A 14,410-nucleotide genomic window follows, 5' to 3' on the forward strand; every position below is an offset into this window, starting at 1 on the left:
GACTGCCCTTGCGTTCATTGTTCTGGCGTATCCTGGCCAGCTTCTGGCTGGCCATCGCCCTGGTTGCCGGCCTGTCGATCCTGCTCGGGCACATCCTCAACCAGGACGCCTGGATCCTCAGCCGCCACCCCGGCCTCAATACCCTGGCGCAGAACTGGACCCAGCGCTACGAAACCCAGGGCCCGGAAGCGGCCCAGCAGTACCTGGAGCAACGCAAGCGGCGCTACCACATCGACACCCAGGTGCTCAACGAAGCCGGTGACTCGGTGGTGCCCGGCACCTTCCCGCGGCGGGCTGCGGTGTTCGAAGCGCGCCAGGGCAACGATCATCGTCCCCTGCCCTGGCGCCGCCTGACCGAGGAGTACACCAGCGCCAGCAGCGGCGAAACCTACCTGCTGATCTACCGCATACCGCATCCGGAGCTTGACGCCTGGCACCGCGACAGCCTGATCTGGCCGTTCAGCGCCCTTGGCATCGCACTGGTGGTCCTGACCCTGTTCAGCCTGCTGGTGACCCTGTCCATCACCCGCCCGCTCAGCCGCCTGCGCAGCGCGGTGCATGACCTGGGCCAGACCACCTACCAGCAGAACAGCCTGGCCCGCCTGGCCGCGCGCCGGGACGAATTCGGCGTGCTGGCCAACGACTTCAACCGCATGGGCTCGCGCTTGCAGAGCCTGATCGGTAGCCAGCGCCAGTTGTTGCGCGACGTTTCCCATGAACTGCGCTCGCCCCTGGCCCGCCTGCGTATCGCCCTGGCGCTGGCCGAACGTGCCGAGCCGCAGCAGCGTGATACCTACTGGCCGCGCCTGACCCGCGAATGCGACCGCCTGGAGGCCCTGATCAGCGAGATCCTTGTGCTGGCCCGGGTCGATGCCGAGCAGGCACACGCCGAACCGGTGGACATCAATGCGGTGGTCAATGGCGTATGCAAGGATGCGCAACTGAGTGCGCCGGAGCAGCTGATCGAACTGCGGGAGACCCCGGGCTTGAGCCTGCACGGCTGGCCGACCCTGGTGGAGCGGGCGCTGGACAACCTGCTGCGCAATGCACTGCGCTTCAATCCTGAAGGCCAACCGATCGAAGTGACGGCCGGGCGCGACGGTGACAGGATCATGCTCAGCGTGCGTGATCACGGGCCCGGGGTGGCGGCGGAGCACCTGGAGCAGTTGGGCGAGCCATTCTTCCGCGCGCCGGGGCAGACGGCGGCGGGGCATGGGCTAGGGCTGGCGATCGCGCGCAAGGCGGCGGAGCGGCATGGCGGGGTGTTGCAACTGGGCAATCATCCGCAGGGTGGGTTTGTGGCTACCCTGGTGCTCCCGGTCCACGGGAGTGTCAGTGCTTGATGGGTTGAGGCTGATGGCGCTATCGCTGGCAAGCCAGCTCCCACAGGGTTCTGAGCCAAACCTGTGGGAGCTGGCTTGCCAGCGATGAGGCCACCAGCCCCACTGGAGATCTCAGCCCCAGGCGCTGACGAAATCCTCGGTCTTGAGCACCGGCGCCGTGCGCGGCTCACCGATCGGCGTGCCCAGGTACAGGAAGCCGATCAGTTCCTCTCCCGCTTCCAGCCCCAGCCCCTTGGCGACATGCGCCGAATAGGCCAGCTCGCCGGTGCGCCATACTGCGCCGATACCCTGGGCATGGGCTGCCAGCAGGATCCCATGGGCCGCGCAGCCCGCCGCCAGTACCTGCTCCGACACCGGCACCTTGGGGTGTTCGCGGGTCCGGGCAATCACCAGCACCAGCAAGGGGGCGCGCAGCGGCATGGCCCGGGCCTTGTCCAGCGCGGCCTGTTCGGCATCGCCCTTCTGCGCTACCGCTTCGGCGAACAGCTCGCCCAGACGGTTGCGCCCTTCCCCTTCGACGGTGATGAAGCGCCATGGCCGCAATTGCCCGTGGTCCGGCGCACGCAAGGCCGCCTGGAACAGCCCCTCGCGCTGCGCCGCATTGGGCGCGGGTTCGGTCAGGCGCGGAACGGAAACACGGTTGAGCAAAGCGTCGAGAGCCTCCATCGGCTACCCTCCAGTGGAAAAATGAGCGGCCATTCTAGGGTGCTCTTAGGCAAAGCGCACAGCGCCGTTTACTTAAAAGGGGCCGCAGGTAGAATGGCGCCCTTCCGTTTCGAGTCAGGGCTGAGTACATGGTGGCGTTGCCGACCTTAAGGATCATCGGTTTCATTATCGGCATCTTCCTGATCACCCTGGCGATCAGCATGACGGTCCCCATGGCCACGCTGATCATCTTCGAGCGCACCGGCGACATGCCGTCGTTCCTGTGGTCGAGCCTGATCACCTTCGTCGCCGGCCTGGCCCTGGTCCTGCCGGGGCGCCCGGAGCACGTGCACCTGCGCCCGCGGGACATGTACCTGCTGACCGTCAGCAGCTGGCTGGTGGTGTGCATCTTCGCCGCCCTGCCGTTCCTGCTGACCCAGCACATCAGCTACACCGACGCCTTCTTCGAGAGCATGTCGGGGATCACCGCCACCGGCTCCACGGTGCTCAGCGGCCTGGACAATATGTCGCCCGGCATCCTCATGTGGCGCTCGCTACTGCACTGGCTCGGCGGCATCGGCTTCATCGGCATGGCGGTAGCGATCCTGCCGCTGCTGCGCATCGGTGGCATGCGCCTGTTCCAGACCGAATCCTCGGACCGCTCGGAAAAGGTCATGCCGCGCTCGCACATGGTGGCCAAGTACATCGTGCTGGTGTACGTCGGCATTACCATCTTCGGCAGCCTGGCCTTCTGGTGGGCGGGAATGAGCCCGTTCGATGCGATCAACCATGCCATGTCGGCGATCTCGACCGGCGGTTTCTCCACCTCGGACATGTCCCTGGCGAAATGGGACCAGCCGGCGGTGCACTGGGTCGCGGTGGTGGTGATGATCTCCGGCAGCGTGCCCTTCACCCTGTACGTCGCCACCCTGCGCGGCAACCGCAGGGCGCTGATCCGCGACCAGCAGGTCCAGGGCCTGCTGCTCCTGCTGGTAGTGACCTGGATCGTGCTCGGCACCTGGTACTGGGCGACCACCAAGCTGCACTGGCTGGATGCCTTCCGCCATGTCGCCCTGAACGTCACCTCGGTCGTCACCACCACCGGTTTCGCCTTGGGCGACTACAGCCTGTGGGGCAACTTCTCGCTGATGCTGTTCTTCTACCTGGGCTTCATCGGCGGCTGCTCGGGATCCACTGCCGGGGGCATCAAGATCTTCCGCTTCCAGGTCGCGTATATCCTGCTCAAGGCTTCGCTCAACCAGCTGATCCACCCGCGCGCGGTGATCAAGCAGAAATACAACGGTCACCGCCTCGATGAAGAAATCGTGCGCTCGATCCTGACCTTCTCGTTCTTCTTCGCCATCACCATCTGCGTGATCGCCCTGCTCCTGTCGCTGCTCGGCGTCGACTGGATGACTGCCTTGACCGGCGCGGCGAGCACCGTATCCGGCGTTGGCCCGGGGCTGGGCGAGACCATCGGCCCGGCGGGCAACTTCGCCACCTTGCCGGACGCGGCCAAGTGGATCCTGGCGGGCGGCATGCTGCTTGGCCGCCTGGAGATCATTACCGTATTTGTTCTCTGTATGCCGGCGTTCTGGCGGCACTGACAGCGTCCGCTTCCGCGTCGTCGTGGCTCAGGCCATGGCGACGGGCGCGATACTCGCCGGGAGTGAGGCCGAACCAGCGACGAAATGCGCGGAAGAAGTTGCTCGGGTCGGCGAAGCCCAGCAGATAGGCGGTTTCCAGCAAGGTCATGCCCGGCTGGGAGAGGTACTGCTCGGCCAGTTCGCGGCGGGTGTCGTCGAGCAGCGCCTGGAAGCTGGTGCCCTCTTCCTGCAAGCGTCGCTGCAAGGTGCGCTGGGACAGGTGCAGCGCCTGGGCCACCAGCTCGCGCTTGGGCTCGCCCTGGGGCAATACGCGACACAGCACCTGCCGCGCCTGGTGGGTCACCCGGCTTTCCGAGAAACGCGCCAGATACTCCCCGGCAAACCGGTCGTGCAACACCGCCATTGCCTCGTTGGCGGTAGGCAACGGGGATTGCAGGTCGGACGGCTCGAAGATCAGCGCATCGTAGGGTGCGTTGAACACCAGCGGCGAGTGGAAAGCGATACGATAGGGCTCGATATCCTCGGGCTGCGGGCCCTGGATCAGCACCCGGCGCGGCTGGATGGTACGCCCGCTGAGCCAGCTGCACAGGGCCAGCGCGCAGGCAAGGGATGCTTCGGAACTGTGCCGGGTCGGTGGCAGGTGATCACCATGCACGGTGAGAATCAGGGCATGCCCCTCCGGGCCGAGCTGCAGGCTCAGGTCGGAGCTCTCGGCGATGATCCGCTGGTAGCGCACCAGGCGCTCGAAGCCTTCGGCCAGGGTGCGGCTGGACATCAGCGCATAACCCACCACATGGAAGGATGCCGGACGCACCACCCTGGCCATGTTCAGGCCGATGGCGCGGTTGCCGGAAAGCTCCTCGGCGAGCAGCCAGAGGCGGGTCATGGAGTCCTGGGTGAAGCGCGCATCCGGGTCGCTCAGCGCGGCAAAGTCCAGGCCAAGCTTGTGGAACAGGGCCGGGCAGTCCAGCCCTTCGAGCTCGAGAGCCTTGACAATACCCGAGGCCCAGCTTGCTGAGGTGGTTCGCTCGTTCATTGGCTGGCTCTGGTTTGGGATAAGACGCAAGGATACTAAAGTGGCGCTTATTGTCACTTGCCGATACAGCAATTGACTCTAGACTGGGTTCAGGCTCCACGCCGTACCCGTTGAAAATCTACAAGAACAAGGAGGCATCAGCCCCGTGGAAAGCCCCCGCCGATTCGACAATTTCGCGCAGTTCTACCCTACTACCTGAACGAACACGCCAACCCCGCCTGCCGTCGCCTGCACTTCATCGGTACCACACTGGTCATCGCCCTGCTTGCCTACACGATCGGCAGCGGCACCTGGTTACTGCTGCTGGCAGTGCCGTTCGCCGGGTACGGCTTCGCCTGGATCGGGCACTTCTTCTTCGAAAAGAACCGGCCGGCGACCTTTCAGCATCCGTTCTATAGCCTGCTGGGGGATTTCGTGATGTATCGGGACATGTTGCGCGGGAAAGTGAGTTTTTGAGGCTGGTTCAGGAATTTGCTTTGCTCTTCAGGGCCTCATCGCTGGCAAGCCAGCTCCCACAGGGATCGCGTAACCTGTGGGAGCTGGCTTGCCAGCGATGAGGCCCTTCAGCCTTGCACGGATTCGGCCACCCTGGCGGCTTCTTCCTCTGCCATCCGTGCCTGATCCTCGGCCAGCCGATACAACTCGATGGTCCCGTCCCAGTGCTCGATCAGCGCCGTGCACGATTCCACCCAGTCCCCGCAATTGAGGTAGTCCACCTCCCCCACCTTACGGATCTCGGCATGGTGGATATGCCCGCAGACCACGCCGTGGAAGCCCTGCTTCACGCATTCATGGGCGATGGCTTCTTCGAAATCGCTGATGAAGTTCACCGCCGTCTTGACCTTGTGCTTCAGGTACGCCGACAGCGACCAATAGCCATAGCCGTAGCGCGCCCGCCAATGATTGAGCCAACGATTCAGGGTCAGGGTGAATTCGTAGGCCGAATCACCGAGGAACGCCAGCCAGCGGTGGTAGCGGGTGATCACGTCGAACTGGTCGCCATGGATCACCAACAGGCGGCGCCCATCGGCTGTCAGATGCTCGGCCTGGTCCACCAGGTGGATATTGCCGAGGATCAGCCTGGAGTAGCGACGCAGGAACTCGTCATGGTTGCCGGTGACATAGATCACCTCGGTGCCGCGCTTGCTCATGGTCAGCAACCGGCGGATCACATTGGTATGTGCCTGCGGCCAGTACATACCGCCGCGCAGTTTCCAGCCATCGATGATATCGCCGACCAGGTAGATGCGGTCGGCGTGGTAGCGCTTGAGAAACTGCGACAGGTGCTCGGCCTGGCAATCCCGCGTGCCCAGGTGCACGTCGGAAATCCACAGGGTGCGGACACGCCGCTTGCGCGTGGGCTTGAGAAACGCGGCACTGTTCATGGGCGAGGCTCCGGCTGACTTTGGTCGACCTTGCCAGCCAGCGGTTAATCCGACATGACAGCCATGCGGCAGTCCCATGACAGCTGCCGGGGCGTACAATGGCAGCTTTCGCCCAGCCGGACACCACGCCAGATGAGCAACGGCCCGATTCTTTCCCTGCGCCATTACCGCGACGACCTGATCGCCCACGCCCACGACCACCCGCAACTGGTGTTCGGCCTCGGCGGTCGCCTGGATTTCGAAGTGGACGGCCGTGGCGGACGGGTCGAGCGCCAGGACCTGATGGTGATTCCCGCAGGTGCCCACCACACCTGCGGCAGCCCTGTCGGCAGCCATTGCCTGGTGCTGGATGTACCGGCGGAAAACTGGCTGGCGCAGAGCCTCGGCGAGCGCAGCAGCGACTGCCTGCGCCTGCTGGACCGTCCTGGCCCGCTGCTGCTGGACAACCGCCAGCAACAGTTGGTGGACTGGCTGGCCCACGGTCCGATGGACGATCCACTGATCGCTCGCCAGGGCGCGGTACTGCTGCTGGCCAGCCTGAATCCGGGCAACAGCCCGCTGCCGCCGTCGCGGGAGCTGCCCTACGCGTCCTTCGACGCGCATATCGAGCAATACGCCGCCTATCCCCTGCAAGTCGCCGACCTGGCCCGTCTCGCCGGCCTGTCCAGCGCCCGCCTGCATGCGCGGCTCATGGCCGAACGCGGGATCACGCCGATGGAGTACATCCGCCAGCGCCGTTTGCTGCGCGGCCGCCAGTTGCTGCAAGGCAGCAGCCTGCCCATCGGCGAGATCGCCAGCCGGGTCGGCTACAGTTCCCAAAGCGCCTTCGCCGCCGCCATGCTCAAGGCCTTCGGTCGCAGCCCCGGCGCATTGCGCCGCGAGTCCGGCGACAACTGACGCGAGTCCGGCGACAGACAGCCCCGCTGTCGGCGCCGTAGACTGGCTGTGTCGATACCGGACCCCGCAAGGACTTCCATGAACCACCGCACTGCCCTCGGCGCCCTGCATATCGGCGCGCTGTTCTTTGGCCTGACCGGCGTTTTCGGCAAGCTGGCCAGCGCCTCGCCGTCGATCATCGTCTTCGGTCGCGCCGCCTTTGCGGTACTCGCCCTGGGCCTGTTCGCCCGCCTCGCCGGGCCGGGCTGGAAAGCGCTGCAAGCACAAGACTGGCGTCGCCTCGGGCTGGGCGGCGTGTTGCTGGCCGGACATTGGGTGAGCTTCTTCATTTCGGTGAAAGTCGGCGGCGTGGCCATCGCCACCCTCGGCTTCGCCAGCTTCCCGGCCTTTACCGTGATCCTCGAAGGGCTGCTGTTCCGCGAGCGGATCCGCGGCAACGAGTTGCTGCTAGTGGCGCTGGTGACCGTCGGCCTGATCCTGGTAACACCGGAGTTCAACCTGGCCAGCAAGGCCACCGGCGGCCTGCTCTGGTCGCTGCTGTCCGGCCTGCTGTTCTCACTGCTGTCGCTGACCAACCGTGCCGGCTCCGGGCGGATTCCTGCAGTGCAGGCGGCGATGTGCCAGAACCTGGTGGTTGCCCTGTGCCTGCTGCCTTTCGCCGCGCCGGGCCTGGGCGCGGTGCCGGCGCTGGACTGGCTGTGGATCGGCCTGCTCGGGGTGTTCTGCACCGGCGTCGCCCATAGCCTGTTCGTCGCTGCCCTCGGCGTGATCAAGGCGCGCACCGCCGCCGTGGTGTTCGCCATGGAGCCGATCTACGGCATCGCCGTGGCCTGGATGCTGTTCGCCGAAACGCCCACGCCGCGCATGCTGCTGGGCGGCGTGCTGATCATCTTCGCCATCGTCGTTTCCAGCCGACTGGCGGCCAGTGGCGGATCAACAAAGGTGGCTGCGGAGCATTAGCGATCGTTGTGGCCCAGGTCGCGTTGCGGGTCGATCCGGTCACGCACACGCTGCTTCAGCACCTTGGCCTCGGGGAAGCCGCCATCGGCCTTGCGCTCCCAGATCTGCACACCGTCGCAGGTAATGCGGAAAGTGCCGCCGGTGGCCGGCTCCAGGGCCACACGGGCCAGGTCGTCGCTGAAAGTGCTGAGCAGTTCCTGGGCCAACCAGGCGGAGCGCAGCAGCCATTGGCACTGGGTGCAGTAGGTGATGACGATCTCGGGCTTGGAGGTGCTCACGGTGGCGGTCTCAAAGGAAAGTAAGTGGCGCTTATACTAGCGGTTTGCCCTTGGCTTCGAGAATCGCGATGCGCTGCCTGCTGCTGTTTTTGCTTTTCCTGCTCCCGTCCCTGCATCTGGTCGCCGCCGAAACTGCCCGGCCCAAGGTCGGCCTGGTGCTGTCCGGTGGCGCAGCCCGCGGGCTGGCGCATATCGGCGTGCTCAAGGCCCTGGAGGAACAGGGGGTGAAGATCGATGCCATCGCCGGCACCAGCATGGGCGCGGTGATCGGCGGGTTGTATGCCTCCGGCTACAAGGTCGAGGAGCTGGAAAAGCTGGCGCGCAGCATCGACTGGCAGCAGGCACTGTCCGACGCCCCGCCGCGCAAGGACGTTCCGTTCCGGCGCAAGCAGGACGACCGCGACTTTCTGGTGAAACAGAAACTCAGCTTTCGCGACGACGGCAGCCTCGGCCTGCCGCTGGGCGTGATCCAGGGCCAGAACCTCGCCTTGCTGCTGGAAAGCCTGCTGGCCCATACCAGCGATACCCGTGACTTCGACAAGCTGCCGATTCCCTTCCGCGCCGTAGCCACCGATATCGCCAGCGGCGAAAAGGTAGTGTTCAGCCGCGGCCACCTGCCCCAGGTGATTCGCGCCAGCATGTCGATTCCGGCGGTGTTCGCCCCGGTGGAGCTGGATGGCCGGCTGCTGGTGGATGGCGGCATGGTCGACAACATCCCCCTGGATATCGTGCGGCAGATGGGGGTGGACGTGGCGATCGTCGTCGATATCGGCACCCCGCTGCGCAACCGCAAGCAATTGGGCACAGTGGTGGACGTGCTCAACCAGTCCATCACCCTGATGACCCGGCGCAACTCCGAGGAACAACTGGCGGCCCTGCACCGCGATGACATCCTGATCCAGCCGTCGCTGGCCAGCATCAGCGCCACCGACTTCGGCCGCGCCGAGGAAATGATGGACGCCGGCTACCGGGCCACACGGATCCTCGACAATCGCTTTGCCGCCCTGCGTCCACCCGAAGGCAGCGGTATCGAGCTGGCAGTAGCGCGCTCGCCGGACCAGCGCACGCCGATCATCACCGCGATCAAGGTGGAAAACGACTCCAAGGTCAGCGATGACGTGGTTCGCTACTACATCCGCCAGACCATCGGCCAGCCGCTGGACCTGGGGCGCCTGCAGACCGACATGGGCACCCTCTACGGCCTGGATTACTTCGACCGGGTGCAGTACCGGGTGGTGCACAAGGGCAAGGACAACACCCTGGTGATCACCGCCCGCGGACGGCGCGGCGGTACCGATTACCTGCGCCTGGGACTCAACCTGTCCGACGACATGCGCGGTGACAGTGCCTTCAACCTCGGCGCCAGCTATCGGGTCAACGGCATCAACCAGCTCGGCGCCGAATGGCTGACCCGGGCGCAGATAGGTGATGTGCAGGAGCTGTACAGCGAGTTCTACCAGCCGATGGACGTAGGTTCGCGGTACTTCGTCGCGCCGTTCCTGGAGCTGGGCTCGCAGAATATCGAGGCGACGCTGGACAACGATCCGATCGCCGAATACCGCCTGGAACGCTACGGATTCGGTCTCAATGTCGGTCGGCAGATCGGCACCAGCGGCGAGGTCCGCCTGGGGGTAGGCCAGGCCTGGGGCCAGGCGAAAGTGCGGGTCGGCGACCAGGACCTGCCGGAGATCAACTTCAACGAGGGCTACTACGACCTCAAGTACTCGTTCGACACCCTGGACAATGTCTACTTTCCCCACAGCGGGGAAGACATCCGCCTGACCCTGCGCCAGTTCGAGCCCGCACTGGGGTCGGACCAGCGCTATCGGCAGTGGGATCTGAAGCTGGACAAGGCCTTGAGCAGCGGACCGGATACCTGGGTACTGGGCGGTCGCTATGGCCGTACCCTGGATGATGCCGACGTAGTGGTGTCGAGCATGGTCATGGGCGGGGCGCGGCAGCTCTCGGGCTTCCGGCAGAATTCGCTGTCGGGGCAGAACCTCAGCCTGATGCGCATGGTGTACTACCGCCGGCTGACCCCGCGGGCCTATCTGCCGCTGGATTTCCCGTTGTACCTGGGCGGATCGCTCGAGCGCGGGCGGGTGTGGAACAACGACAACGAATTCGACAGCGGCTATATCAACGCGGCGAGCATCTTCCTCGGCTTCGACACACCGCTGGGGCCGCTGAGCTTCAGCTATGGGTTCAATACCGAGGATGAGAAGGCGGTGTACCTGAATCTTGGGCAGACGTTCTAGGGCCTCATCGCTGGCAAGCCAGCTCCCACAGGGTTCGGCGGTGCACGCGATTCCTGTGGGAGCTGGCTTGCCAGCGATGAGGCCAGTAATTTCGAAATCAAACCTTGGACTTGTCCAGGTTCGCCAGGATCCGCGTATGCACCCGCATGCACACCGCCAGGTCCTCTTCATCGACACCGGTGAACAATTCCACGCGCAGGGCATTGGCGATGGTTTCGATCTGGTCGATCAACGGCTTGGCCGGAGGACACAGGACGATCTTCTTGGCCCGCCGGTCTTCCAGCACCGCATGGCGTTTCACCAGCCCCTGTGCTTCCAGGCTGTCGAGCAATCGGGCCAAGGTCGGGCCTTCGACGCCCACGCTTTGGGCCAGTTCACGCTGGGTCGGGGCTTCGTCGAAACGGGCAAGGTGCAGCAGCACCAGCCAACGCGCCTGGGACAGGTTCAGGCCGGCCAGGCGGCGGTCCAGCTCGGCGCGCCAGCCTCGGGACATGTGGGCAAGCTGCATCCCGAAGCGGTGTTGATCGGTCAGTGGCATGGAAAACTCATGGTCAGAACTAATTATTAGTCAGCTAACCATGGCCTTTGCGCTTAGGCAAGGTTCATCTTGACGACGATCTTGACCAAACGTAAGAAATAGTGACAACCCTCGCTACATCTCGAATTCGGCCGCCAGGGCAGCACGCACGCAGTAGAGCACCCCGTCCGGCAACCGGGAACCGAACAGCGGCTGGATTTCGGACACCGGCGGCAGTTCGCCTTCACCATCGAGGAAGGCGTCCTGCACTTCCATCATCAGGTCTTCAGGCAGGTCAAGGGCCTGCTCCAGCGACAGCTCCTGACGGCCGATCGCCTCGGCCAGCAAGCTGTAGACGTTCTTCTCGCTGCATTTCAGTTGCCCGGCAATCTGCGCAGGCGTCATGCCAGCGCGGGCCAGGCTGACCAGCTCGTGGCGCAGGTCGGTGACCACAGGTGGCGTTTCGGCCTCGCCAGCAAGTACCTCGAGGAAGGCCTCGCCGTAGCGTTCCAGCTTGCGTGCCCCGACGCCACTGACCCGCGCCATCTCGGCCAGGGTGGTGGGCTGGCTGCGCAGCATCTCCAGCAGGGTCGAGTCGGGGAAGATGACGTAGGGCGGCACGCCGTGTTCCTCGGCCAGCTTGCGCCGTAGGGTACGCAGCGCTTCCCATTGCTCGCGCTCGTCACCGCGCACCAGTTGGCTGGCCGGACTGCCACCACTGCTGCTGCCCTTGCTGGTGGTCTGCGGCTTGAGGTCACGGCGCAGTTCCAGGGTCACTTCACCGCGCAACAGCGGACGGCAGGTATCGGACAGGCGCAGGCCGCCATAACCGTCCAGGTCTACATCCACCAGGCCGCGGGCCACCATCTGGCGGAACAGCGAGCGCCATTCGCCTTCGGCGCGGCCTTTGCCGACGCCATACACGGAGAGTTTTTCGTGACCGAAGTTGCGGACCTTCTCGTTGTCCTTGCCCAGCAGCACATCCACCAGATGACCAACGCCATAGCGCTGGCCGGTACGGTAGATCGCCGAGAGGGCCTGGCGTGCCGGCTCGGTGGCATCCCAGGTCTGCACGCCATCGACACAGTTGTCGCAGTGACCGCAGGGGTTGGGCAGTTCTTCATCGAAGTAGCGCAACAACGCCTGACGACGGCAACGGGTTTCCTCGCACAGCGCGAGCATGGCATCGAGCTTGTGCTGCTCCACGCGCTTGTGCCGCTCGTCGCCTTCGGAGTTCTGCAACATTTGCTTGAGCATGACCATGTCCTGCAGGCCGTAGGCCATCCAGGCGTCGGCAGGCAGGCCGTCGCGCCCGGCGCGCCCGGTTTCCTGGTAATAGGCTTCCAGCGACTTGGGCAGGTCGAGGTGGGCGACGAAGCGCACGTTGGGCTTGTCGATACCCATGCCGAAGGCGATGGTCGCGACCATGATCAGCCCTTCCTCGTTGAGGAAGCGACGCTGGTTGGCGGCACGGGTCTCGGCAGGCAGGCCGGCATGATAGGGCAGCGCCGGGAAGCCTTCGCCGCACAGGAACGCGGCGACTTCGTCGACCTTCTTGCGCGACAGGCAATAGACGATGCCGGCATTGCCGCGACGCTCGCCGAGGAACGCCAGCAACTGCTTGCGCGGCTGCTCCTTGGGCACGATGCGATAAAAGATGTTGGGTCGGTCGAAACTGGAAAGGAACCGCTCGGCATTCTGCAGATGCAGGCGGTTGACGATCTCTTCGCGGGTGCGCATGTCCGCGGTAGCCGTCAGGGCGATGCGCGGCACATGCGGGAAGAGCTCGGCCAGCTGGCCAAGTTGCAGGTACTCGGGACGGAAATCGTGACCCCATTGCGAAACGCAGTGGGCCTCGTCGATGGCGAACAGGGCGATGTCCAGGTCACGGAGGAAATCCAGCATGCGTGGCTGGACCAGGCGCTCCGGTGCGAGATACAGCATCTTCAGCTCGCCGCGACGAATGCGTCCGGCCAGCTCGCGCTGCTGTTCCGGGCTCATGGTCGAGTTCAGGGACGCGGCAGCGACCCCTAGCTCGTCGAGGGTCGCGACCTGGTCTTCCATCAGCGCGATCAGCGGCGACACCACCACCGCAAGGCCGTTGCGCAGCAGCGCCGGAACCTGGAAGCACAGGGACTTGCCGCCACCGGTAGGCATCAGCACCAGCGCATCGCCACCCTTGGCCACGCACTCGATGATCGCCCCCTGGCGACCGCGGAAGCTGTCGTAGCCGAAGATATCGCGCAGAACGCGCTGAGCCTGTTCGAGCATAACCACTCCAAAATCGTGAACCCATCCTGGCCATACAGGCTGGATCAAAACCCTTCGCCTCTCACGGAAAAAAACGCAAGCAGCTTTTACCGGGCAAATTCCGCACCAAGCGGAAAAAAGCCGAGAGTATACCCGAGCCCCTGCCTGCGCAGGGCGACCGCGCGATAGAGCGTCATCCTTTGCCTTGCGAGGCCCGCACAATGCTAGAATTCAACATTGTTCCATTTTCAAGGTAGCCCCTAATGTCCTTCGCTGAGCAATTGACCCGCCTGCAAGTCTTCCTCGACGCCGACGAGCTGCATGAAGAGGCGTTGGACTACGTTGCCGCCCACGGCTACCTGACCGCGCTATCGATCTGCGCCGAAGAAGTGCCCGAGCGGGAATGGATCGACGCCCTGTTCTCCGAGGAGCCCCACTACGCCAGCGACGCCCAGCGCGCCGAGATCGAAGCCACCCTGGTCCAGCTCAAGGGCCATATCGCCCGCCAATTGGCCAGCGACGAGGAATTCGAACTGCCATGCGACCTCGACCTTGGCGACGAGCCGGACGATTCCGACCTGCGCGGTTGGTGCATCGGTTTCATGGAAGGCGTGTTCCTGCGCGAGGAAGCCTGGTTCGAAAGCGCCGAAGAGGAAGTCAGCGAGATGCTCCTGCCAATCATGGTCGGTTCCGGCCTGTTCGACGAGCAGCCCGAGTTCGCCGACATTGCCAGTGATGCGAACCTGATGGACGACATGATCGTGCAGATCCCCGAAGCACTGACCGCCCTGTACCTGCTGTGCCACGCGCCAGACGAAAAACCGGCCCTGCTCAAACCGCGCCACCACTGATTCCGTGGTGGTGCGCTACCTGCTGCTGGCCACTGGCTGGCTCAGCGTCGCGTTGGGGGTGATTGGCATTTTCCTTCCGGTATTGCCAACCACCCCTTTTCTATTGCTCGCGGCAGCCTGTTTTGCCCGCAGTTCCCCGCGCTTTCATGACTGGCTGGTGTATCACCCGCGGCTCGGGCCGTGGATTCGTGATTATCTAAGTGGCGAGGGCATTCCGCTCAAGGGCAAGGTCTACGCCATCGGCCTGATGTGGGCGAGTATCGGCCTCTCCTGCTACCTGGTGCCATCACCCTGGGCCCGGGGCTTCATGCTGACCAGTGCGGTGCTGGTTTCGATCTATATCCTCAGGCAGAAGACCCTGCGTCGGCGGGACTAGGTTGTTG

Annotated in this window: 14 protein-coding genes; 8 read left to right on the plus strand and 6 right to left on the minus strand. The window is 64.5% G+C overall.

All coding sequences use genetic code 11. The annotated features are described in order from the left end of the window. Positions 1 to 8 precede the first annotated feature (8 nt). Positions 9 to 1,343 (plus strand): sensor histidine kinase, encoded by a 1,335-nt coding sequence (locus tag CSV86_RS17215; protein ID WP_037061781.1) that lies wholly within the window; start codon positions 9 to 11, stop codon positions 1,341 to 1,343. 111 nt (positions 1,344 to 1,454) lie between these two features. On the opposite strand, the gene CSV86_RS17220 is transcribed toward CSV86_RS17215, so the two are convergent. Next, complete coding sequence (locus tag CSV86_RS17220; protein ID WP_009405122.1) at positions 1,455 to 2,009, minus strand: NAD(P)H nitroreductase; 555 nt, start codon at positions 2,007 to 2,009, stop codon at positions 1,455 to 1,457. A 131-nt stretch (positions 2,010 to 2,140) separates the two neighbouring features. Here CSV86_RS17220 and CSV86_RS17225 point away from each other — a divergent pair, with 131 nt between their 5' ends. Then, positions 2,141 to 3,595, plus strand: coding sequence for a TrkH family potassium uptake protein (locus tag CSV86_RS17225; protein ID WP_009405123.1), 1,455 nt, complete (start codon positions 2,141 to 2,143; stop codon positions 3,593 to 3,595). On the opposite strand, the gene CSV86_RS17230 is transcribed toward CSV86_RS17225, so the two are convergent. Beyond that, positions 3,552 to 4,631, minus strand: coding sequence for an AraC family transcriptional regulator (locus CSV86_RS17230; RefSeq protein WP_009405124.1), 1,080 nt, complete (start codon positions 4,629 to 4,631; stop codon positions 3,552 to 3,554). The two genes, CSV86_RS17225 and CSV86_RS17230, sit on opposite strands and share 44 nt — an antisense overlap. Before the next feature lie 195 nt (positions 4,632 to 4,826). Here CSV86_RS17230 and CSV86_RS17235 point away from each other — a divergent pair, with 195 nt between their 5' ends. Then, positions 4,827 to 5,087: a DUF962 domain-containing protein gene (locus CSV86_RS17235; RefSeq protein ID WP_205346399.1), complete on the plus strand. Its 261-nt coding sequence runs from the start codon at positions 4,827 to 4,829 to the stop codon at positions 5,085 to 5,087. Positions 5,088 to 5,194: 107 nt separating this feature from the next. Here the strand turns inward: CSV86_RS17235 and CSV86_RS17240 are convergent, their stop codons facing one another. Beyond that, entirely contained in the window at positions 5,195 to 6,016 is an 822-nt protein-coding gene (locus tag CSV86_RS17240) for a UDP-2,3-diacylglucosamine diphosphatase (protein ID WP_009405126.1), read from the minus strand. 132 nt (positions 6,017 to 6,148) lie between these two features. Between CSV86_RS17240 and CSV86_RS17245 the strand changes: the two genes are divergently transcribed. Both CSV86_RS17245 and CSV86_RS17250 read left to right on the plus strand, forming a co-directional pair. Then, complete coding sequence (locus CSV86_RS17245; protein WP_009405128.1) at positions 6,149 to 6,913, plus strand: AraC family transcriptional regulator; 765 nt, start codon at positions 6,149 to 6,151, stop codon at positions 6,911 to 6,913. 78 nt (positions 6,914 to 6,991) lie between these two features. Continuing rightward, positions 6,992 to 7,873, plus strand: a complete 882-nt coding sequence (locus CSV86_RS17250) for a DMT family transporter (protein WP_009405130.1) — start codon at positions 6,992 to 6,994, stop codon at positions 7,871 to 7,873. Here the strand turns inward: CSV86_RS17250 and CSV86_RS17255 are convergent. Continuing rightward, on the minus strand, positions 7,870 to 8,151 hold the full coding sequence (locus CSV86_RS17255) for an Rdx family protein (RefSeq protein ID WP_009405132.1): 282 nt from the start codon (positions 8,149 to 8,151) through the stop codon (positions 7,870 to 7,872). The two genes, CSV86_RS17250 and CSV86_RS17255, sit on opposite strands and share 4 nt — an antisense overlap. A 68-nt stretch (positions 8,152 to 8,219) precedes the next feature. Between CSV86_RS17255 and CSV86_RS17260 the strand changes: the two genes are divergently transcribed. After that, positions 8,220 to 10,409, plus strand: coding sequence for a patatin-like phospholipase family protein (locus tag CSV86_RS17260; protein ID WP_009405133.1), 2,190 nt, complete (start codon positions 8,220 to 8,222; stop codon positions 10,407 to 10,409). A 97-nt stretch (positions 10,410 to 10,506) separates the two neighbouring features. On the opposite strand, the gene CSV86_RS17265 is transcribed toward CSV86_RS17260, so the two are convergent. Together CSV86_RS17265 and recQ are read right to left on the minus strand one after the other, a co-directional pair. After that, entirely contained in the window at positions 10,507 to 10,947 is a 441-nt protein-coding gene (locus CSV86_RS17265) for a MarR family transcriptional regulator (protein ID WP_009405134.1), read from the minus strand. 114 nt (positions 10,948 to 11,061) lie between these two features. Next, a complete protein-coding gene (recQ, locus tag CSV86_RS17270) occupies positions 11,062 to 13,197 on the minus strand; it encodes a DNA helicase RecQ (RefSeq protein ID WP_009405135.1) in 2,136 nt (711 codons plus the stop codon). A gap of 242 nt (positions 13,198 to 13,439) precedes the next feature. Between recQ and CSV86_RS17275 the strand changes: the two genes are divergently transcribed. Together CSV86_RS17275 and CSV86_RS17280 are read left to right on the plus strand one after the other, a co-directional pair. After that, on the plus strand, positions 13,440 to 14,027 hold the full coding sequence (locus CSV86_RS17275; protein ID WP_009405136.1) for a YecA/YgfB family protein: 588 nt from the start codon (positions 13,440 to 13,442) through the stop codon (positions 14,025 to 14,027). A gap of 4 nt (positions 14,028 to 14,031) precedes the next feature. Then, positions 14,032 to 14,403: a YbaN family protein gene (locus tag CSV86_RS17280; protein WP_170394918.1), complete on the plus strand. Its 372-nt coding sequence runs from the start codon at positions 14,032 to 14,034 to the stop codon at positions 14,401 to 14,403. Positions 14,404 to 14,410: the final 7 nt, after the last annotated feature.

It is taken from the genome of Pseudomonas bharatica CSV86 (assembly GCF_000319305.2).
Classification (GTDB): Bacteria; Pseudomonadota; Gammaproteobacteria; order Pseudomonadales; family Pseudomonadaceae; genus Aquipseudomonas; species Aquipseudomonas bharatica.

Bases quoted from the DNA above. Each gene is read 5' to 3' on its own strand.
- CSV86_RS17220 (WP_009405122.1), bottom strand. From the start codon at position 2,009: ATGGAGGCTCTCGACGCTTTGCTCAACCGTGTTTCCGTTCCGCGCCTG.
- CSV86_RS17230 (WP_009405124.1), bottom strand. From the start codon at position 4,631: ATGAACGAGCGAACCACCTCAGCAAGCTGGGCCTCGGGTATTGTCAAG.
- CSV86_RS17240 (WP_009405126.1), bottom strand. From the start codon at position 6,016: ATGAACAGTGCCGCGTTTCTCAAGCCCACGCGCAAGCGGCGTGTCCGC.
- CSV86_RS17245 (WP_009405128.1), top strand. From the start codon at position 6,149: ATGAGCAACGGCCCGATTCTTTCCCTGCGCCATTACCGCGACGACCTG.
- CSV86_RS17250 (WP_009405130.1), top strand. From the start codon at position 6,992: ATGAACCACCGCACTGCCCTCGGCGCCCTGCATATCGGCGCGCTGTTC.
- CSV86_RS17260 (WP_009405133.1), top strand. From the start codon at position 8,220: ATGCGCTGCCTGCTGCTGTTTTTGCTTTTCCTGCTCCCGTCCCTGCAT.
- CSV86_RS17265 (WP_009405134.1), bottom strand. From the start codon at position 10,947: ATGCCACTGACCGATCAACACCGCTTCGGGATGCAGCTTGCCCACATG.
- recQ (WP_009405135.1), bottom strand. From the start codon at position 13,197: ATGCTCGAACAGGCTCAGCGCGTTCTGCGCGATATCTTCGGCTACGAC.
- CSV86_RS17275 (WP_009405136.1), top strand. From the start codon at position 13,440: ATGTCCTTCGCTGAGCAATTGACCCGCCTGCAAGTCTTCCTCGACGCC.